16 protein-coding genes are annotated in these 18981 nt (G+C 64.6%); 10 read left to right on the top strand and 6 right to left on the bottom strand.

The window, feature by feature from the left end; genetic code table 11:
- Positions 1 to 4: 4 nt before the first annotated feature.
- The 3 genes from ABD884_RS07050 to hrpB form a co-directional block, all read right to left on the bottom strand.
- On the bottom strand, positions 5 to 2179 hold the full coding sequence (locus tag ABD884_RS07050; RefSeq protein WP_345041258.1) for an elongation factor G-like protein EF-G2: 2175 nt from the start codon (positions 2177 to 2179) through the stop codon (positions 5 to 7).
- Between the two features lie 120 nt (positions 2180 to 2299).
- Entirely contained in the window at positions 2300 to 3052 is a 753-nt protein-coding gene (locus ABD884_RS07045) for a M50 family metallopeptidase (protein ID WP_345041254.1), read from the bottom strand.
- 67 nt (positions 3053 to 3119) lie between these two features.
- Positions 3120 to 5810, bottom strand: coding sequence for an ATP-dependent helicase HrpB (hrpB, locus tag ABD884_RS07040; protein ID WP_376955398.1), 2691 nt, complete (start codon positions 5808 to 5810; stop codon positions 3120 to 3122).
- A gap of 82 nt (positions 5811 to 5892) precedes the next feature.
- On the opposite strand from hrpB, the gene ABD884_RS07035 reads away from it, so the two are divergent.
- The 6 genes from ABD884_RS07035 (at position 5893) to ABD884_RS07010 (ending at position 10704) form a co-directional block, all read left to right on the top strand.
- A complete protein-coding gene (locus tag ABD884_RS07035; RefSeq protein WP_345041234.1) occupies positions 5893 to 6078 on the top strand; it encodes a hypothetical protein in 186 nt (61 codons plus the stop codon).
- 145 nt (positions 6079 to 6223) lie between these two features.
- Positions 6224 to 7057: a slipin family protein gene (locus tag ABD884_RS07030; protein ID WP_345041227.1), complete on the top strand. Its 834-nt coding sequence runs from the start codon at positions 6224 to 6226 to the stop codon at positions 7055 to 7057.
- Positions 7058 to 7189: 132 nt separating this feature from the next.
- Entirely contained in the window at positions 7190 to 7468 is a 279-nt protein-coding gene (locus ABD884_RS07025) for a hypothetical protein (protein ID WP_345041218.1), read from the top strand.
- A gap of 212 nt (positions 7469 to 7680) precedes the next feature.
- Positions 7681 to 8754, top strand: a complete 1074-nt coding sequence (locus ABD884_RS07020; RefSeq protein ID WP_345041214.1) for a CehA/McbA family metallohydrolase — start codon at positions 7681 to 7683, stop codon at positions 8752 to 8754.
- 171 nt (positions 8755 to 8925) lie between these two features.
- Positions 8926 to 9969, top strand: a complete 1044-nt coding sequence (locus ABD884_RS07015; protein WP_345041203.1) for an NAD(P)-dependent alcohol dehydrogenase — start codon at positions 8926 to 8928, stop codon at positions 9967 to 9969.
- 138 nt (positions 9970 to 10107) lie between these two features.
- Positions 10108 to 10704, top strand: a complete 597-nt coding sequence (locus tag ABD884_RS07010) for a TMEM175 family protein (protein ID WP_345041198.1) — start codon at positions 10108 to 10110, stop codon at positions 10702 to 10704.
- A gap of 26 nt (positions 10705 to 10730) precedes the next feature.
- Here ABD884_RS07010 and ABD884_RS07005 read toward each other — a convergent pair whose 3' ends face one another.
- Positions 10731 to 11255, bottom strand: a complete 525-nt coding sequence (locus ABD884_RS07005; protein ID WP_345041183.1) for a GNAT family N-acetyltransferase — start codon at positions 11253 to 11255, stop codon at positions 10731 to 10733.
- A gap of 65 nt (positions 11256 to 11320) precedes the next feature.
- Between ABD884_RS07005 and trxB the strand changes: the two genes are divergently transcribed.
- The 3 genes from trxB (at position 11321) to ABD884_RS06990 (ending at position 15041) form a co-directional block, all read left to right on the top strand.
- Positions 11321 to 12298: a thioredoxin-disulfide reductase gene (trxB, locus tag ABD884_RS07000; protein WP_345041176.1), complete on the top strand. Its 978-nt coding sequence runs from the start codon at positions 11321 to 11323 to the stop codon at positions 12296 to 12298.
- Positions 12299 to 12459: 161 nt separating this feature from the next.
- Positions 12460 to 13710 carry an Nramp family divalent metal transporter gene (locus ABD884_RS06995; RefSeq protein WP_345041171.1) on the top strand — a complete coding sequence of 417 codons (1251 nt, stop codon included), beginning with the start codon at positions 12460 to 12462 and terminating at the stop codon, positions 13708 to 13710.
- An 83-nt stretch (positions 13711 to 13793) separates the two neighbouring features.
- A complete protein-coding gene (locus ABD884_RS06990; RefSeq protein WP_345041163.1) occupies positions 13794 to 15041 on the top strand; it encodes an APC family permease in 1248 nt (415 codons plus the stop codon).
- A 2-nt stretch (positions 15042 to 15043) separates the two neighbouring features.
- Here the strand turns inward: ABD884_RS06990 and ABD884_RS06985 are convergent, their stop codons facing one another.
- Positions 15044 to 16231, bottom strand: a complete 1188-nt coding sequence (locus ABD884_RS06985; RefSeq protein WP_345041157.1) for an MFS transporter — start codon at positions 16229 to 16231, stop codon at positions 15044 to 15046.
- 183 nt (positions 16232 to 16414) lie between these two features.
- On the opposite strand from ABD884_RS06985, the gene ABD884_RS06980 reads away from it, so the two are divergent.
- A complete protein-coding gene (locus tag ABD884_RS06980; protein WP_345041151.1) occupies positions 16415 to 16804 on the top strand; it encodes a hypothetical protein in 390 nt (129 codons plus the stop codon).
- A 10-nt stretch (positions 16805 to 16814) separates the two neighbouring features.
- Here the strand turns inward: ABD884_RS06980 and pta are convergent, their stop codons facing one another.
- Positions 16815 to 18956 carry a phosphate acetyltransferase gene (gene pta, locus ABD884_RS06975; RefSeq protein WP_345041147.1) on the bottom strand — a complete coding sequence of 714 codons (2142 nt, stop codon included), beginning with the start codon at positions 18954 to 18956 and terminating at the stop codon, positions 16815 to 16817.
- Positions 18957 to 18981 lie beyond the last annotated feature (25 nt).

Here is an 18981-nt window from a genome sequence, read left to right as displayed (position 1 = left end):
GGCATTAAGCCTTCGCGGCAACAGCGATCCCCGGCGGCAGCGGCTCGTGCCGCAAGTACTCGCGGCGGAATCGACCACTGCCGGCGGTCAGTCCCCGCAGCACGATCGCGTACCGCAGCAATTCCTGTTCCGGAACTTCCGCACTGATCTCGGTAATTTCCCCGCCTACGGAGGTGGTTCCCGTGACACGCCCGCGGCGGGAGGACAAATCGCTCATGACGGCCCCTACGTGATCATCGGCGACGAGGACGGCCACGGCCGATATCGGTTCCAGGAGCTGGATGCTGCCCGCGGCGGCAGCCTCCCGCAAGGCGAGCGCGCCCGCGGCCTGGAACGCCGCGTCCGAAGAGTCGACGCTGTGGGTCTTGCCGCCGACCAAAGACACCCGGATATCCACCACCGGGAACCCGGCCCGCACCCCTTTGTTCATCTGCGCGCGGACGCCTTTCTCGACCGAAACCACATACGTTCCCGGGATCACCCCGCCGACAATCCGGTCGACGAACTCGAATCCTGCCCCGCGGTCAAGCGGTTCCACTTCGATATCGCAAATCGCGTATTGCCCGTGGCCGCCCGATTGCTTGACATAGCGCCCGTGGCCGGTGGCCCGGGTAGCAAATGTCTCGCGCAGCGGCGTGATGACGTCCACCGTTTGCAGCTTCACTCCTTGTTCGCGCAACCTGTCCAGGACCGCCTCCGAGTGCGCCTCCCCCATGCACCACAAGACCAGCTGGTGTGTTTCAGCGTTGCGCTCGACCCGCAGAGTCGGGTCTCCTGCCGCGACTTTGGCCAGGCTCTTGGACAGTGCGTCCTCATCGCCGTGCGAGGCCGCTTCGATCGCGACCGGCATCAACGGCTCGGGCATGTCCCAGGTTTCCACCAGCAGCGGAGCCTCGCGGGCGGAAACGGTGTCTCCCGTTTCGGCGCTCGCCACCTTCGCGAGCGCACAGATGTCCCCGGCTACTGCGAACGGAACCGGGCGAAGGCTGGACCCCAACGGCGAATACAGGTGGGTGATCCGCTCGTCGCTATCGTGGTCGGGGTGGCCTCTTTCAGCCAGCCCGTGCCCGCCTACGTGCACGGCCGAGTCCTCGCGAAGGGTCCCCGAGAAGAGCCGGACCAAGCACACACGCCCCAGGAACGGGTCAACGGTAGTCCGCACCACTTCGCCCAGGAGCGGGCCGTCCGGATCGCAGGTCAAGGGCGCGGCTTCCGTCCCGCTCAGGTCGGTTACCGTGGGCAGGTTCCGCTCCGTGGGAGCCGGAAACGCCCGGGTGAGTACCTCCAGCAACTCGGCCGTGCCCACTCCGGTTGCCGAGGAGCTTGCCAGCACAGGGAAGAAGGTCCCTCGGACGATCGCGGTCTCCAAGTCCTCCACGAGGGTCTCGAGGGGGACCTCTTCTCCCCCGAGGTAGCGCTCCATCAATGTCTCGTCCTCGCTCTCGGAGATGATGCCCTCGATCAGCTCACCTCGGATACCGTCCGAGCTGGCTAGTTCCTCCTTCGTCGCGGGACGAACTGCGGGTCGTGGATCCCCGGCGGTGTACTCCGAAACCGACCCCGACAGCAGACCGAGCAATCCGGAGACTGTGTCATCTTTCCGCATCGGCAAATGAAGGGGCAGGACCGAGTCACCGAACGCTCCGCGGCACTCGGCGAGGACGGCGTCGTAGTTCGCCCGCGGGTGATCAAGCCGGCTGATCACCACTGCACGGGGCATTCCGACGCGCTCGCATTCGTTCCACAGTGAGGTGGTTCCGGCGTCGAAGCCCTCCACGGCCGACACAACGAACAGCGCCGCGTCCGCCGCGCGCAGCCCCGCACGCAATTCGCCCATGAAATCGGCGTAGCCCGGAGTGTCGAGGAGATTCACTTTGATGTCGTCGAAAGCCAGCGGCGCTGCTGAGAGTCCGATGGATCGTTGCTGGTGGATGGCCGTTGCTTCCGAATCACTCACCGTGGTGCCTTCAACGATCGAACCCATGCGGGTGACGACGCCGGAGGCGTAGAGCAGAGACTCGAGCAGCATTGTCTTCCCCGCGCCCGAGCGGCCAATCAAGACGACATTGCGGATGTTTTCGGGCCGCGCGGCCGCCGCCGAGGAAGGGTCCGCGCGCCGAAGATCGGGGTTGGTCCGGTTCGCCCCCTTCGTTGCACTGCCTGAGCCTTTCACCGACATGAGCACCTCCTGGAATAGCAGCCGAGTCCCCCGCGTCCCTTGCTAACCGATTCCACACCCTCCACCGGCGCACGGCAAGAGCAAGGCAGGCAGACTGTGCCGAAACCCCGGTGCCGGCCGCTAGGCGAGCATGCCCCACACCACACGAGCTGACAAGGCCGCGCTTGCTCCGATGACCACTGCGAAAGCCACGAGCCACAGCAACGACGGCACGCCGGTGGAACGGGCCAGAATGTAGGCATCCGAGGACGCGAGCCGGTCCCGACGCCGGGTGTGGACTGATGCGACCTTGAACCAATCCCGAATCGCGCCTACCTCCAGGGCGATGCCGAGCCCCAGCACCACGTGGCTCACCGTGGAGGCACTGGCGAACATGACGAGCAACTGGGCGATCGCCGCGCTGCAGAGCGCGACGAAGATACCGGTGAAATTCCGGAGAAAGATCAGCGCGAGCAGCAGGACCAACGCGCCGATGGACATGGCCGCGCCCGATCGTCCCGCTGACACCGAGCAGATGAGGGCAACGCCCACCACCGCGGGGCAGGGATAGCCCCAGAACCCGGACCAGGCGGCGCCGAACTTGCCGCGCCCGCTGCTCTGGAGCTGCCCGGAGTGGTCGAGTCCAATCCGGAGCCCGTGAACAACCCGCCCCGTCATGAGGGCGGCGAACGCATGCCCCAGTTCATGCACGAAGGTCACATAGAGGCCAAACCAGCGCCATGTGACCCGCGGGATACTCAGTACCACGGCCGCAGCGAGTATCCCCAAGACAACAGGCGTCGAAATGCTCGGGACCTCTGCCGTGGTGAATCCCCGCAGCACGGCTTGCCACCAATCGTTGACCAGGTCAGCAGGACGCAATTCCATGTTCATCACCGTGGCATCCTAGAGAAGAAGCCTGTGAATGCCTTTCAGACCGCTGGAACCGCCGCCTGCTGCCTCACATCTTCCGTTTGGTCTTGGCCGTGGCGGGCGCAGTCCAGGGGTCTTCTGGCCAGGGGTGCTTCGGATAGCGGCCCCGCATTTCCGCCCGTACCTGCGCATAGGGGCCGGACCAGAAGGAAGCCAGGTCGTCTGTCACGGCGAGCGGTCGCCTGGCCGGGGAAAGCAGGTGGAACAGCACAGGCACCCGGCCGCCCGCAACGCGGGGCGACTCAGCCCAGCCGAAGCATTCCTGCAGCTTGACCGCCACTACCGGCCGCCCGCCGTCGTCCGCCACGTCCGGATAGTCGATTCGCACCCGCGAACCGCTCGGCACCTCAAGCCATTCCGGCGCCAGTTCGCCAAGACGTGCCGCCTCCGGCCACGGCAGCAGCCGTTGCAGCGGTTCGGTCAAGTGGATCCCGTTCGTCCCCGCTCCTCCGGCGAGCGCTTCAAGCTCGGGTGCCAGCCAGGTGTCCAGCCGGGCCAGCAGCGCCGGCTCGGAGACGTCCGGCCAAGGAGCACCCAGTTCGCGGTGCAGCAAGGCTAGGCGCCGACGCAAGGAATCCGCGGCCGTCGACCACCCGATGGTGCCCAAGCCCTCCTTTGCCAAGGCGCGCGCCACGGCGGCGCGTCCTTCGTCTTGGGAGGGCCTCACCGGTGTGGACGAAAGTACGATCGCCCCCAGTCGCCGTTCGCGCCGGGCAGTCACCCTGCCCTGCGTGAATTCTGCTTCCACGGTATCGAGGAGGAGATGGCTGGCGGCAGCCTCCGCGGTGTCCGCAGCCACCGGCGCGGCCGAACGGATGACGGCACCGGTCCCTGCGGCATCCCGACCGCCCGCGCGGGATACTTCGGCCACCGCGAGCCATTCGTGCCGGGCGAGGGGACTGCCGGATGGCAGGCCGGCCCGCGTGCCGGAACTCAGCAGGTAGCGCTCAGGCCCCGTCCCCGGAACGCGGCGCGCCACGCGGTCCGGAAACGCGAGCGCGACGACGAACCCCAAGGCTTCAGCGGCGCTCGCCGGGGATGACGAGCTTGCCGGCGTGGGCGGGGAAGGTGCGACGGCGGACGTCTCCTGCCGCGCGATCGCCTCCAACCGTCGGACATCCTCCGCCCACCGCCTGGCCGCGGGATCCTTGCTGGTCCGGAGCGTGGCCAGGAGGCGCGTCAAATCGGCTCCGGGAGCACGCTGGTCACCTGCCACGAGGGCGACCGCTTCCGCAGCCGTACGATGACCGACCGTGGCGGCGCCATCCAGTAAGGCGCGGGCCAGGCGCGGGTCAGCGGGAATCCTGGCCAGGGTCTTTCCCAGCTCGGTGGCAAGACCGTCCGGCGAAATCGCTCCGAGTTCCCGGAGCACTTCGATCGCCTCATCCATCGCGGCTTGCGGCGGGGCGTCCGGAAGTGCCAGTCCCCTGCCACCGGGTGATCCCCAACAGGCCAGGACCAGCGCGGCGCCTGTGAGGTCCGCGGACGCAATTTCCGGTGTGGGGTGGGCTGGCGCGGCAGCGAAGGCCTTTTGTTCGTAGCACCGGACCACGCGCCCGGGGCCTTGGCGTGCCGCGCGTCCGGCTCGCTGTTCGGCGGACGCGCGGGAGCAGGAGACCGTGACCAGGCCGGACATGCCGCGGTTGGAATCACGCCGTAATTCCCGGGACAGACCCGAGTCGATAACCAAACGCACTCCCGGAACTGTCAGGGATGATTCGGCGAGCGCAGTCGAGACGATGATGCGGGGAGGGTCGCCGGGATTCCGGCCGGAAACAGCCCGGTCTTGTTCCGCCGGGCTTGCCTGTCCGTGAAGCTCCAATACTTCCGCGTCCGGTACCCTCGAAGCCCGGCGGGCACGGAGCCGGGAAGCGACGTAGGAGACCTCCCACGCACCCGGGACGAACACCAGGGCGTCGATGTCCGGATCAGCTGCGAGTGTGTCCGTGTACGACGCCGCGGCCGTGTCCGCCACATGGTCCAGGAAGGCGCGCGTCACGCCGCGTCCGTCCATCCGCGGACCTGCCGCGGGCGCCCAGTCGACGGTCAGGGGGTGGAGCGCGGATGGACAGTCGACGACGGGTGCCGGCCCGCCGCCGTCGTGCTTTCCGATCAGGGAAGCGAACCGTGGCGCGTCAAGGGTTGCCGACATCGCCACGAGGGTGAGGTCGTCCCGCAGCTCACGGACCTCGATGAGCATTCCGAGCAGCAGGTCTGTCTCCAGGCCGCGTTCGTGGACCTCATCAAGGATCACGGCGCTTGTCGCTTCAAGGCCCGGATCCGCGAGCAGGCGACGCAAGAGGATCCCCGGAGTGACGAACTCGATGAGGGTTCCAGGGCTCGTCTTGCTTTCTCCCCGCACCGTATACCCGACGCGGTCACCGAGGCGGCTGCCGTCAAGGGCGGCGAGGCGCCGTGCGGCGGAACGGGCAGCGACCCGGCGTGGTTGGGTCACCACGATGCGGGGACCTTCGTCCCCGCTCGCCACGCTGGCGGCGATGTTCGCGAGCAGCGGCGGGACAAGCGTTGTCTTTCCCGTCCCCGGAGGTGCCTGAACGACGGCGGTTCCCACGGATCCGCTTGCAGCCAACGCCTGGGCGAGTTCCCCCAAGGAGTCTGCGAAGACCAGCCCGGCCCCGATGGATTCCAGGTCGAAAAGGCGGCAAGTAGGCGCGGAGTCCCGGGCGACGGTTGGGGAATTCACCCCTCCATTGTGCATACATGCGGAACAGGCCGTGAAAGTGGACGGCATGCCCGATCGGGAGGACGATTAAAGGGCAGTCGCTAGAAGGAGGTCAGTGATGTGCTACGGGTACAGCAAGGATTTCCAGCGGGACATCAGGAAAGATGCCTCACGGGAACCCGAGGAACGCCCTGAGCCCAAGGTGGACGCCAAGGACTTCAAGTTCTGGGAATTCCCACGCCGCCATCGTGAGTTCACGAACGATCCGGAACCGGTGATCGACCGGACCCGCGAAAGGGTCTAGTCCACAAGGGTGAAAGGAACGTCCCGCTTGGGGCGCTCCTTTCACATCGCGCGGGATCAGGGCTCCCGCTTCAGCAACACTGCAACCCCCGAAGGATCCCCGCCATGAACGTATCAGCACCTAGCAGCGAAGCAGGTGAGCGGCCATGACAGCGAACTCCATCACCTGGTTGATTGTCTTGATTGTCCTGCTGGTCATCTGGTTTTCGATGGCTGTCCACATTGTCACGCAGTACGAGCGTGGTGTCCTGTTGAGGCTCGGAAGGGTCCAGGGCCTCAGGACCCCGGGACTCGTGATCATCATCCCGTTCGTCGACCGGCTGCGGAAAGTCTCCCTGCGGATCGTGACCATGCCCATCCAATCCCAAGGGATCATCACACGGGACAACGTCAGCCTGGACATTTCCGCCGTCGCCTATTTCCGGGTGGTGGACGCGATCAAGTCCGTGCTCGCCATCGAAAACGTCTACTCCGCGATTGACCAAATCGCCCAAACGACGCTGCGCAAGGTGGTGGGGCAGCACACGCTCGACGAGACACTCGCAGAAACGGATGTCATCAATGCCAACATCCGTCAGATTCTGGATGGACTGACATTGGAATGGGGCGTCGAAGTGACCCTCGTGGAACTAAAGGACATCCAACTGCCGGACAGCATGAAGCGCGCGATGGCCCGCCAAGCCGAGGCAGAGCGTGAGAAGCGCGCCAAGATCATTGCCGCCGAAGGCGAGTCCCTTGCCGCCGCAGCACTTGGTATGGCCTCCGACACCATGATGGCCCACCCTTTGGCCCTGCAACTGCGCAATCTGCAGTCCTTGGTGGAGATCGGCGTGGACAAGAACACCACGGTGGTCTTCCCTGCGCCCCTGATGAGCACCATCGGTGAGCTCGGAGCATTCCTTTCCCGCGAATCCGCCGCTGCAAAGGCCGCCGAAGCGCCGAGGGCGACTGTCACCAGACGACCGATGGCTGCGGGATGAAAATGGATCTTACGGCAGGGGCCAAAGCTGAGCGGGTCCACTAGTCGGACACGGTTTGCTTCTGACATGGTTTCATGAGGCGTTCTCACTCGCTTTGCCTACTGTTCAGTAACCGTCGGCATCATCGAGCGGGTGACTTCACCATGCAAAGCCCATGCGGGCGACAATGTCTTTTTCTCCCCTTCCCGGCGCGGCTTTCTGGCCGCTGCATTGACCGGCGCCGCTTTGACCCTCGCGCCGGTGTCTTTCGCGGCAGCCGCGACCGGAACCAGCAAGACCAAAACGATTACCGGCCACCTTGAGCCCGGAGCCGCGGACTTCGTGTATTTGCCGGTCGACGTGCCGGCAGGTGTCAACAAGATCAGCGTTTCCTACACCTACAGCAAGCCCCAGGTGGCCCCGGGTTTCTAGGCAATGCGTGCGACATCGGAATCTTCGATGAAAAAGGCACCGACCTCGCGGGCAAGGGCTTCCGTGGCTGGTCAGGCGGTTTCCGGACAGAATTCAGTATCAGCGTCGGGGGCGATACGACGCCGGGCTACCTGCCGGGTTCCATCGGAAAAGGCACGTGGAACATTGTCCTCGGCCCGTATCAGGTTGCCGAGCAAGGACTTGGCTACACCGTGAACGTCACCCTTGAGTACGGGCCCGACGGCACGCCATTCACGCCCCAGTACCCGCCGCAGCAGATCGCGGGCCGCGGCGCGGCCTGGTACCGCGGCGATGCCCACCTACACACGGTCTACTCGGACGGAAAGCGCACCCCCGAGGAGGTCGCAGCGGGCGCACGTGCCGCGCGTCTCGACTTCATGATCTCCACAGACCACAACACGCCCGCGTCGCACGGGGTGTGGGGGCCTCTCGCCGGCAACGACCTGCTCATCCTCACGGGCGAGGAAGTCACCACGCGGAACGGCCATTACCTCGCCCTCGGCCTGGAGCCGGGCGAATGGATCGACTGGCGCTACCGGGCCCGAGACAAGGGATTCGAGAAGGAAGCCCAACGGATCCGCGCCTCCGGTGGAATCGTTGTCCCGGCCCACCCCTATTGCCCCTACGTCGCCTGCCGCTGGAAATTCGGATATGACGACGCCGACGCGGTCGAGGTATGGACGGGCCCCTGGACCCTGGACGACGAGTCCTCCGTCAACACTTGGGACTCGATGCTGGCCCACTCCGCGCGAACGGGTGGCCGTTGGCTCCCGGCCATGGGTAACAGCGACGCCCACAGTGCACCGCAGGTCATCGGACTCCCACACAACGTGGTCAACGCCGCGGCGTTGTCCCGCGATGCCCTGCTGGACGGCATCCGTAACGGACGGAACTGGATCGCCGAGTCCGCTGACATCTCGGTGGATTTCCAGGTCACGTCCGGCGGCAAGAGCGCCTCCGTGGGAGACCGGCTCAACGTCGCGGCAGACACGCCCGTCACGGTGACGGCGAAGATCGCCGGCGTGCCGAACGGCGTCGTACGCTTCATCACGGATGAAGGACAGACCCAGCAGGTCACGCTTCCCGCGTCCGGCCAAGGAACAAGCACGTGGGTTACCACCCCGCAGCTCGCGGCGTACGTGCGTGTAGAGGTCCGGCATCCGAAGATCGACGGCACCTCCGGCAGCGGCACGGAGATGGGTACGGTCATTCCGCTCGGCCCCATGGCGGCACTGACGAACCCCATCTTCCTCGGTAACAGCTAGCAGCTGCGTGAGGGAGGCCCTGCCAGTACCCCTACCAACAGGGCCTCCCTCGCGTCGGAAATCTCCTGTTTGATGGATAGTGTCGCTCTGGACCCCGGAGCCAGCTGCCCCCAACGGGGCGTCGCGTCAGACACCGCGACCACCAAACCTCCGTCCACCAACAGGAGAAACATGTTTTCCGTGAACGCTTACGCCGCCCCGTCGGCGAACGAACCCCTCGTCCCCACCACCATTGAGCGCCGCGACGTCGGCGCCCATGACGTGCTGATCGAGATCAAGTACGCAGGCATTTGCCATTCAGATATCCATACCGTCCGCGGCGATTGGGGACCGCAGTCCTACCCTCTCGCCCCTGGCCACGAAATCGCCGGAATTGTCACTGCGATCGGCTCCGAAGTCACCAAGCACGCGATCGGCGATCAGGTCGGCGTCGGCTGCATGGTCAACTCCTGCCGCGAATGCAAGAACTGCCGCAAGGGCGAGGAGCAGTACTGCCTCAAAGGCATGACCGGGACCTACGGCGCCGTAGACCGCGACGGGACAATCACCCAAGGCGGCTACTCCACGCACGTCGTGGTGACGGAAGACTTCGTCGTGCGCATCCCACAAGGAATCGAGCTCGACGCCGCCGCCCCCCTGCTGTGCGCAGGCATCACCACCTATTCGCCGCTTCGGCATTGGGGTGCCGGCCCGGGCAAGAAGGTCGCCGTCGTCGGACTCGGCGGGCTGGGCCACATGGCCGTCAAGCTCGCACACGCCATGGGCGCCGACGTCACGGTGTTGTCCCAATCGCTGAAGAAAATGGAAGACGGCCTGCGACTGGGCGCTGACCAGTACTTCGCTACGAGCGAGCCGGCCACTTTCGAAAAGCTCGCGCGAACCTTTGACCTGATCATCAACACCGTCAGCGCCCCCATCGACATCAGCTCCTACCTTCAGTTGCTGACGCTCGACGGCGCGCTGGTGAACGTGGGGGCCCCGGCGGAACCACTCCCGGTCAACGTTTTCTCGCTCATCACGGGACGGCGGTCCTTCGCCGGATCCGCGATCGGGGGCATCCGGGAGACCCAGGAAATGCTCGATTTCTGCGCCGAACATGGGATTGGCGCCGAGATCGAGGTCATCCCGGCCGACAAGATCAACGGCGCCTACGAGCGGGTGCTCGCCTCCGATGTGCGGTACCGCTTCGTCATTGACGTGTCCACGCTGGGCTAAGCCGAAGCTTCGCCGCTGCGCTTCGGGACAGGGTCATTTCGGGCCAGGGTCATTCGGATCCGGAGCGCGGCGGCCCTTGGAGTACCGTCTGGCGACTCTAGGCCGGACCAACGATGATGTGCTCATGAAGGCAACCCAATGAACAAGAACCGGCTCGAGGCATTCAGCGACGGCGTCCTCGCGATCGTCATCACCATCATGGTGCTTGAGCTGCGCGTGCCGCCGGAACCGAGCTGGAATGGCCTCCTCAGTGTTCTCCCCACTTTCCTTAGCTACCTGCTCAGCTTCGTCTACGTCGGGATCTACTGGAACAACCACCACCACATGATCCACTTGGCCGATCGGGTCAACGGAGCGATCCTTTGGGCGAACCTGCACTTGTTGTTTTGGCTGTCCCTCTTCCCGTTCAGCACCCGATGGATGGATGAGTCCGGTTTCGCGCAAGTCCCGGTGTTGGCCTATGGGTTCAACCTGCTCTGCGCCGCAGTTGCCTACTTCGTCCTGCAGCAGTCGTTGATCCGTCAGCAGGGCAGGCAAGGTGCGCTGGCTCAGGCGCTTGGCCGGGACTGGAAGGGCAAGACCTCGCCCCTGATCTACCTTGCCGGGCTTGGCCTCTGCTTCGTTCAGCCGCTGCTCGCCGTCGCTACGTACACGGTGGTGGCGCTGATCTGGTTGGTTCCGGACCGTCGGGTTGAGCATTTTGTCATCCGTGCGCAGCAGGGGCCGCCCGGGTAGCGGACTGGGACCCGCAGGTTCTGAAATCAAAGCAGGGATGAGCGGCGCTCAAGCAGGAAGGTGTCGCGCCATTGGCCGGCCAGCAGCCCGGCGCTCATGCGTGCGATGCGTTCGCGTCGGCCGACGATCTTGAAGCCATGGGCCAGATGAAGACGGATACTGGCCTGGTTTTCGGGGAAAATGCTGGACTGGATGGTCCAGATGCCATGCCGCTCGGTGGATGCTGCCAGAGCTTTCAGGAGCAGGCTTCCAATGCCCTGTCCGCGCGCAGACCCGGCGACATACACGGAGTGTTCGACGACGCCGGCATATGCCGGGCGGGCCGATATCGCCGAAACCGCCGTCCACCCCAGCACCTTGCCCGCCAGTTCGGCAACGAAGCGATGATCCGGGAGGCGGCCTGTGTTGAATTGTTCCCACTCCGGGACGGCCGCTTCGAACGTAGCCTGCCCGGTCTCGATGCCCTCCATAAAGATCGCGCTGACCTCGGGCCAATCGTCCAGCTTCATGGGCCGGATCAGGACGGCTTCGGCTTCCGCTTCGGTGAACATTCACCCATTATGCGCTTGGATTGACGAGCCCTTGATTGAAGTCCTCGTCCTTGTTGCACTTGTCTATGAGCAAAAAACAGCTAATCATCATTGGATCCGGACCTGCCGGGTACACCGCCGCGATCTACGCCGCCCGGGCGGGTCTGAGCCCCTTGGTCCTTGCCGGATCGGTCACCGCCGGCGGTGCGCTGATGAACACCACCGAGGTGGAGAATTTCCCCGGTTTCCCCGCCGGCATCCAGGGCCCAGACCTCATGGACGGGCTGCAGGAGCAAGCCGGGCGCTTCGGCGCCAAGATAGTGTTCGACGACGCCACGGAAGTCCACTTGGCCGGGCACCTCAAGCGCGTGGTCACCGGATCGGGCGACACCCATGAAGCACCGGCCGTGATCATCGCGACAGGCTCTGCCTATAAGGAACTCGGCCTGCCAGAGGAGAAAAAGCTCAGCGGACACGGCGTGTCGTGGTGCGCCACATGCGATGGCTTCTTCTTCCGCGAACAGGACATTGTCGTGGTGGGCGGCGGAGACTCGGCCATGGAAGAAGCGACGTTCCTGACGCGCTTCGCGAAGACGGTGACCGTCGTCGTGCGAAAAGGAGAGCTCCGAGCCTCCCGGATCATGGCCCAGCGGGCCAAGGACAATCCGAAAATCCGCTTCGCATGGAATTCGGTCGTCAGCGCCATTCACGGCGACCCCAAGGTCACTGGCCTGACGTTGACGGACACGCGCACCGGTGAAACGCGCGAGCATGCGGCTACGGGCATATTCGTTGCCATTGGACATGTCCCCCGCACGTCTCTTGTTGCGGGGCAGGTGGAGCTCGATGCCGAGGGTTACATCAAAGTCGACTCCCCGACCACCGTTACCAACCTCTCCGGAGTCTTCGCCTGTGGAGACGCGGTGGACCATCGCTACCGTCAAGCCATTACAGCGGCCGGCACGGGATGCGCCGCGGCCCTGGACGCCGAGCGATATCTCGCCGCCCTCGAGGATGCCGACAGCATCGCCACCGCGCTGGTCGAAGAACCTACCCACGCCTGAACCCAACTAACTCGCACTTGTTGTCGTTCTCAGCCCCGAAAACGACCACAAGTGCGAGTTAGTTGGGCGGGGCATACTACGGTCTTCCTAAAACCTTGTTTTCGGCACGCCTAACTTAACGGTATCCTCATCATGTGCACATCCCCGATGTTGAGGAAACCATGGCTACAACGATTGTCGAGCAACTAGCGGTCAAGTCCCGATGGCGGTCCCGGCTGCTCTTGTTGGGGCCGGCTTTCGTGGCCGCGATCGCATACGTGGATCCGGGAAACGTCGCGGCAAACCTGACGGCCGGCGCGAACTACGGCTACCTGCTCGTGTGGGTCTTGGTTGCAGCAAACATCATGGCGGTCCTGGTGCAGTACCAGTCGGCAAAACTGGGCTTGGCCACCGGGCACAGCCTTCCGGAACTCCTCGGCAAAAGGCTGGGAACCCGCCGTCGCAGGCTGTACTGGGTTCAGGCTGAGGTGGTTGCCGGGGCTACCGACATGGCAGAAGTCATTGGCGGCGCCGTGGCCCTCAACCTCCTCTTCGGACTGCCCCTCCTCATGGGCGGGGCCATCATCGGGCTGGCGTCCATGGTGCTGTTGGGGCTGCAGTCCTCACGCGGACAGAAGTCCTTCGAATACGCGATCATGATGCTTCTGGCGGTCATCGCCATCGGTTTCGTTTCGGGGCTTTTCGTCAATCCTCCGGAGACCGGGGGTGTCTTGGCAGGTTTGGTGCCGCGTTTCGAAGGTACGGATACCATCCTCCTCGCTGCAGGCATGCTCGGCGCCACGGTCATGCCGCATGCCATCTACCTGCACTCGGCCCTTGCACGTGACAGACATGGCTTCTCGGACGATCCAGCCGTGCGGACAAGGCTCATCAAGACAACGCGCGTGGACGTCGTGGGGGCCTTGGCACTGGCCGGGGCAGTGAACATCGCCATGCTCCTCTTGGCCGCGTCCAGCTTGCGGGGAGTCGAGGGAACCGACACCATCGCAGGGGCACATGCGGCAGTCACTTCGGCGCTTGGCCCGGTCATCGGCGTGGCCTTCGGCGTCGGTTTGCTGGCCTCGGGACTGGCTTCAACATCCGTTGGATGCTACGCCGGAGCAACAGTCATGGGTGGCCTCCTCAAGATCCGCGTACCGTTGGTGATCCGCCGGGTGGTCACTTTGGTCCCGGCCTTGGTCATTCTCGGCGCGGGCATAGAACCCACCCTTGCACTCGTGCTGAGCCAGGTTCTGTTGAGCTTCGGCATTCCCTTCGCCTTGATTCCGTTGATCCGGCTCACCGGAAAGCGCGAGATCATGGGCATCCACACCGATTCAACGGCATTGAAGATTGCCGGATGGACCAGCGCGGCACTCATTGTGGGCCTCAATTGTGTCCTCATCATCCTGACAGTCACGGGGAAATCCTAGGCGCATCCAGCCGCCCGAATCCGCTGCGCATTCCATGGGACCGCAGGACTTAAGCTTGGTGAGAACGCTGAAGGAGAACCCCCATGAGCAACCCCCAAGCCCTGGCCCGCCGGCTGGGTACCTTTGACGCAGTAGTCATCGGGCTGGGCTCCATGATTGGCGCCGGCGTCTTCGCGGCCTTCACTCCGGCAGCTGCCGCCGCAGGCTCGGGGCTGTTGCTCGGCCTCGTCGTCGCGGCCGCGGTGGCCTTCTGCAACGCGACGTCGTCCGCCCAGCTCGCCGCCGTCTACCCGACGTCGGGCGGAACATACATTTACGGTCGCGAGCGGCTGGGACCGTGGGCCGGATTCGTGGCCGGGTGGGGCTTCGTGATCGGCAAGACGGCCAGTGCCGCGGCCATGGCCATGACCTTCGCTGCCTATGCCGCGCCGGCGGGGTGGGAACGACCCGTGGCGATCGCCGCCGTCGTCGTCCTCGCCGTGGTGAATTACCACGGCGTCACCCGGACCGCGGGCCTGACCCGCGTTCTGGTTCTCGCCGTGCTGGTGGCCCTCGCCATTGCTGTCGCAGCCTGCTGGGGAGGTTCCTCTCCCGCACCAGGCAACATTCTCGGCGACGGGCTGCTGGCACATGGCTGGTACGGGATTCTCCAATCGTCCGGTTTGCTGTTCTTCGCCTTCGCCGGTTACGCAAGGATCGCAACCATGGGGGAAGAAGTCCGCGATCCCCGACGCGCCATCCCGCGCGCCATCGGGATCGCATTGGGAATCACGGTGGTTCTCTACGCCGTCATTGCCGTAACCCTTCTCGCGGCTCTGGGTCCGGACGGCGTGGCAGGCACGCCAACACCACTCGCCGTTGCGGTCGGAACCGGTTCCCTGCCGTGGGCCGTCCCCGTGGTCCGCGCAGGCGCCGCAGTAGCAGCATTGGGTGCCCTGCTGGCACTCATCGCGGGCTTGGGACGAACCACGCTCGCCATGGCCCGGCACCACGATCTGCCGCGCTGGCTCGCGGCCGTCCATCCCCGCTATCGGGTCCCGCACAGGGCCGAAGTCGCCCTGGCCGTCGTGATCTGCATGATCGTAACGGTCGCGGATTTGCGCGGCGCGATCGGCTTCTCCTCTTTCGGGGTGCTCATCTACTATCTGGTCGCAAATATTGCTGCGTTCACCCAGCCGGCCGAAGACCGCAAGTACCCCAAGGCACTCCAAGCGTTCGGGGCCTTGGCTTGCGTCGTCCTGGTAGCGACTCTCCCGCCGCTCTCAGCCGGCCTCGGCGTCGCCATGTTCGCCGTCGGAATCATCCTGCGCGCGGTCAGGATCAATCGCTAACTTCAAAACCCGCTTTTCGGGGCCGTCGTGGCGAGGAGCTCTCTCTGGGGCACCCGCCGGGGCTCCCGGCCTGCCAACACCATGACAAGCAGCGCCAGGACGGTGAGCGCGGCACAGGTGGCAAACACCCCCTGGTAACCGATCGCCGTCGTCGACCCTAGGGCGATAACGGGACCTGACACGATAGCGCCGACGCGCCGTGTATTGGTGTACAGGCCGGAGGCAAGGCCCGGACGGGGAATGAGCCGCTGGAACAACGTCAACCCCACACCGGCCACAATCCCGAAGAACCAGGCGTTCAGCATCTGCAGCGCAATGAGGGTGGCAGGGTTGGAGACAAAGGCCATGGCTGCGTAGTACGCGAATCCGGCCACGCATCCGGAAGCAATAAGGGCCCGGCTGGAGAAGCGCCGGGATACCCGGCCGATGAGGAAGAGCGCAGGAATCTCAAGCGCGGCCGAGACGCCGAGCGCGATCCCCGCCCAGATGACATCCACGCCGAGCCCTCGAGTCACGAACAGGCCCATGATGGACACTGCGGCACTGTTGGTGGCCTGCAGCGCGATAAAGCTGACGACGGCGGCGACACCCGTTTTTGAGAACAGTTGCCCGCCGTCGGCGTCGGCCCGGGGACGGGTCTCGACGGGGACCGACCGCCGCCGGGAAATCATGGCGGCCGTCGTCGCCACATTGAGCACCGCAACTGCTCCGAGGGCAAGCAAGATCGCGCGATTGCCCAGGCCGCCCATGATGAACGTCGCCAGGGGCGGCCCCGCCACCCAGGCGAAGGAGACAATGGCGCGCGTGTTCACGACATCTGCAGTCCCTGCACCTGAATGCTTGAGATGCGCGAACAGGAGCGAACTGCCCACCCCCGCCGGACCGCCCAGGACTATCAAGCCCACGACGGCGATCGGCAGCGAAGTGCTCACCGCCAAGACTGCGGCCAAGACCAGGGTCAGAACTCCGCAAGCAAGCAAGGGCCGCAGGTAATCCATTGCACGGTCCGCGTAAGCCGGCAACAGCAGCGAAGACACGAAGCCGCTGGCGTTGTAGACCGCCAGCACCCAGCCCACTTCGGCCGGGCTCGCATTGAACAGGGCCACCAGCAGGAGCGCCAGTGCTGGGTTGAGGAAGGCGAACTGGAGGCCCCACAACAGCGCGGCGGACGGAACGAGCAAACGCTTCATGCCTCAACCGTAGAAGCCTTCCGGCCGGTGAAGGAGGCCCCATCATTACCTCGATCAGCACGTCTCCCGGCTGGTCAGCGCCGATTATGGCCTGGTGTGCGATCAATTCCGTCTAACGCCACGGCTCCGACAAAACCAGAATCAGGGCTGGACGGCAGGAGTCGCACAGAGCAGGATTGAGCCATGAGCACCCATGACGCACTCCTGAAGCAGGCCAGCATCACCGCCACGGAAGCCACGCTGGTGGCCAAGTTCGAGATCGAGGGCAACATCCCTGGTTCCGGCGCCTTCGTTGTGGGCCTCGTAGCGGCGAGTCCGGACTATTCCTCTCAACGAAGACTGGGAATCGAGTTCATGAACGGGGAGCCAATCGCCTTCTTCTCCTTTAACCACGACCAAAGCGCCGAAGAGAACTACGACCTCAAGGGCGTTGAGCACTCCGGAAACACCATTACGGGCAACTTCCCCCTCTCGGCGATCAACGGTCTCGGCAAAGGACACGTGATGACGGCCTTCAGCGAAGCGGACGGCCGGGAGTTCCAGTCCGGGGTCGCCGTCGAAGAGTCGCTCTAGGACCGGACACTCAGGTCCCATGGAGCCGCGCGCCGATTTCATCTCTTGGGACGTGCGCGGACGGTGGCTCCGGGCTGGCGCTCACCGTCTGGGACTGTATCGCTGTGATGGCAACCGTGTTAATGATGTCTTCCACCGTTGAACCTCGGGAGAGATCATTGATTGGCTTGCGAAGACCCTGCAGGATGGGCCCGACGGCGACCGCCCCCGAGGACTGTTCCACCGCCTTGTAGGTGTTGTTGCCGGTGTTCAGGTCGGGGAAGATGAACACCGTTGCTTGGCCGGCCACGGCGGATGCGGGCAGTTTGAAGTTGGCAATGGCCGCATCGACGGCGGCGTCGTACTGGATTGGCCCTTCAATGGGAAGGTCCGGCCGGGCTGCCCTGACCAAGTCAGTAGCGCGGCGCACTTTCTCCACTGCGCCGCCCGCGCCCGAACCTCCCGTGGAATAGGACAGCATGGCTACCCTGGGCTCCACGCCAAATTGTGAAGCGGTGTCCGCAGATGCGATCGCAATGTCGGCAAGCTGCCATTCTGTCGGTTCCGGAATGACGGCGCAGTCCCCGTAAACCAGGACACGGTCCGGGAAGAGCATGAAGAATACGGATGACACTGTGCGGACTCCGTCGCGGGTCTTCACGAATTCCAACGCCGGACGGATGGTGTTCGCCGTGGTGTGCGAAGCTCCGGAAACCATCCCGTCTGCCTCACCCAGTTGAACCATCATGGTGCCAAAGTAGGCACCCTCCATCATGATTTCCCGGGCGCGCGCCAAGCCCATTCCCTTGTGCGCCCGCAGTCGCTGGTACTCCTCCGCGAAACGCTCCCGCAGGCCTGACGTTGCCGGGTCCACAACGGCCAACCCGTCAAGATCGATCCCCTGGGCCGCGGCCAACCCATCCACGGCGGCTTTGTTCCCCAGGATGATCAGCTCGCAGACGTCCCGCCGGTGCAGCAGTTCAGCGGCACGGAGCACCCTGGCGTCCTCCCCTTCGGTCAAGACGATCCTGCGCTTCTGCACGCGGGCCCGTTCGATGAGTTCGTGCAGGAAACGTAAAGGCGTGATGGTGGTCGGTCTAGGCAAGGACAACCTCTCCAAAACCTCGGCCTCGTCAACGCAGCGGGCCCATGCGCCGAGTGCCGCAGCCACTTTGCGGTGCTGGCTTGCATGGATTTCGCTGCGCACCCCGGCGACCAGGTGTGCCGTGGTGTACGTGCCCTTGTCGCTGGCGAATATCGGAAACGGGGCATGGTTGAGCAGCGGACGAACATTGGCGTCAGCGGCCAAACCTTCGGTCAGGATCATGGCGCTGGGCGTGGGAAATTGAGGTGACAAGGCAGACGCCAAACATGCAACCATCACGTCTGCCCTGTCTCCGGGCACAATCACCAAGTCCCCTGCGCCGAGCCCACTCAGGAAATTTCCCACGGTCATGGCGGCCACCATGACCTGACCGACGTCGCGGTCAAGCTCGGTGCTGCCGGCCACTTGGCCGAGGCGAAGGGCGGCCGCTACGTCGCCTACCGTGGGCCGCGAAATTTCTGCGATTTCCGGGATGACGTAGACGGGGCGCCTGCTGGCGCCCGGGCGCAACGCGGCATGAATGTCGCCGACGGCACCGGCGTCGGCCCGATTGACCATGACAGACAGCAGAGAGCAGTGCATCGAGGCCAGCTGCTTGCGAGCCACGTCGACGGCGTCCGCGGCTTCGTCCGGGGACAAACCCTTGGCGCCCACCACCGCCAGTACTGGCAATCCCAGATTGTTGGCCAGCCGGGCATTCAGGTCGAATTCGGCGGCCGCGTCGTGTCCCCTCAGGTCTGAGCCATCGACGATCACTACATCACATTGCTTCGCGATCTGGCCGTATTTCACGACGGCATCCCCGAATATCTCGTCGCCTTTGCCGGCTCCCAGCATGCCAAGGGCGGCTGAGAGGGTAACCCCACCCAGGCAGACGGATGGGTCGAGCCCGTACATCTGCCGAAGCATGAGAATCATCGGATCGTGGTCGGCGTCGATGCCCTCGACAATCGGGCGGAAGAAGCCGATCCTGTCGGCATGGCGATGCAGGGTGTCGGCCAGTCCCAGGCAAACCAGTGATTTGCCTGATTCCGGCGCAACAGCGCTCACGTAAATCCCAGTGACCATACGGTCTGTCCCCTGTCCTCGCTGA

The organism is Arthrobacter methylotrophus (assembly GCF_039539965.1).
Taxonomy (GTDB): Bacteria; Actinomycetota; Actinomycetes; order Actinomycetales; family Micrococcaceae; genus Arthrobacter; species Arthrobacter methylotrophus.
This window is presented reverse-complemented; position numbering and strand designations above follow the sequence as displayed.

Excerpts from the sequence above, each read along its gene's own strand:
- ABD884_RS07010 (WP_345041198.1), top strand. The coding sequence starts at position 10,108 with ATGAACAAGAACCGGCTCGAGGCATTCAGCGACGGCGTCCTCGCGATC.
- ABD884_RS07030 (WP_345041227.1), top strand. The coding sequence starts at position 6,224 with ATGACAGCGAACTCCATCACCTGGTTGATTGTCTTGATTGTCCTGCTG.
- trxB (WP_345041176.1), top strand. The coding sequence starts at position 11,321 with ATGAGCAAAAAACAGCTAATCATCATTGGATCCGGACCTGCCGGGTAC.
- hrpB (WP_376955398.1), bottom strand. The coding sequence starts at position 5,810 with ATGCACAATGGAGGGGTGAATTCCCCAACCGTCGCCCGGGACTCCGCG.
- ABD884_RS07005 (WP_345041183.1), bottom strand. The coding sequence starts at position 11,255 with ATGTTCACCGAAGCGGAAGCCGAAGCCGTCCTGATCCGGCCCATGAAG.
- ABD884_RS07050 (WP_345041258.1), bottom strand. The coding sequence starts at position 2,179 with ATGTCGGTGAAAGGCTCAGGCAGTGCAACGAAGGGGGCGAACCGGACC.
- ABD884_RS07035 (WP_345041234.1), top strand. The coding sequence starts at position 5,893 with ATGTGCTACGGGTACAGCAAGGATTTCCAGCGGGACATCAGGAAAGAT.
- ABD884_RS06995 (WP_345041171.1), top strand. The coding sequence starts at position 12,460 with ATGGCTACAACGATTGTCGAGCAACTAGCGGTCAAGTCCCGATGGCGG.
- ABD884_RS06990 (WP_345041163.1), top strand. The coding sequence starts at position 13,794 with ATGAGCAACCCCCAAGCCCTGGCCCGCCGGCTGGGTACCTTTGACGCA.
- ABD884_RS07015 (WP_345041203.1), top strand. The coding sequence starts at position 8,926 with ATGTTTTCCGTGAACGCTTACGCCGCCCCGTCGGCGAACGAACCCCTC.
- ABD884_RS06980 (WP_345041151.1), top strand. The coding sequence starts at position 16,415 with ATGAGCACCCATGACGCACTCCTGAAGCAGGCCAGCATCACCGCCACG.
- pta (WP_345041147.1), bottom strand. The coding sequence starts at position 18,956 with ATGGTCACTGGGATTTACGTGAGCGCTGTTGCGCCGGAATCAGGCAAA.
- ABD884_RS06985 (WP_345041157.1), bottom strand. The coding sequence starts at position 16,231 with ATGAAGCGTTTGCTCGTTCCGTCCGCCGCGCTGTTGTGGGGCCTCCAG.
- ABD884_RS07045 (WP_345041254.1), bottom strand. The coding sequence starts at position 3,052 with ATGAACATGGAATTGCGTCCTGCTGACCTGGTCAACGATTGGTGGCAA.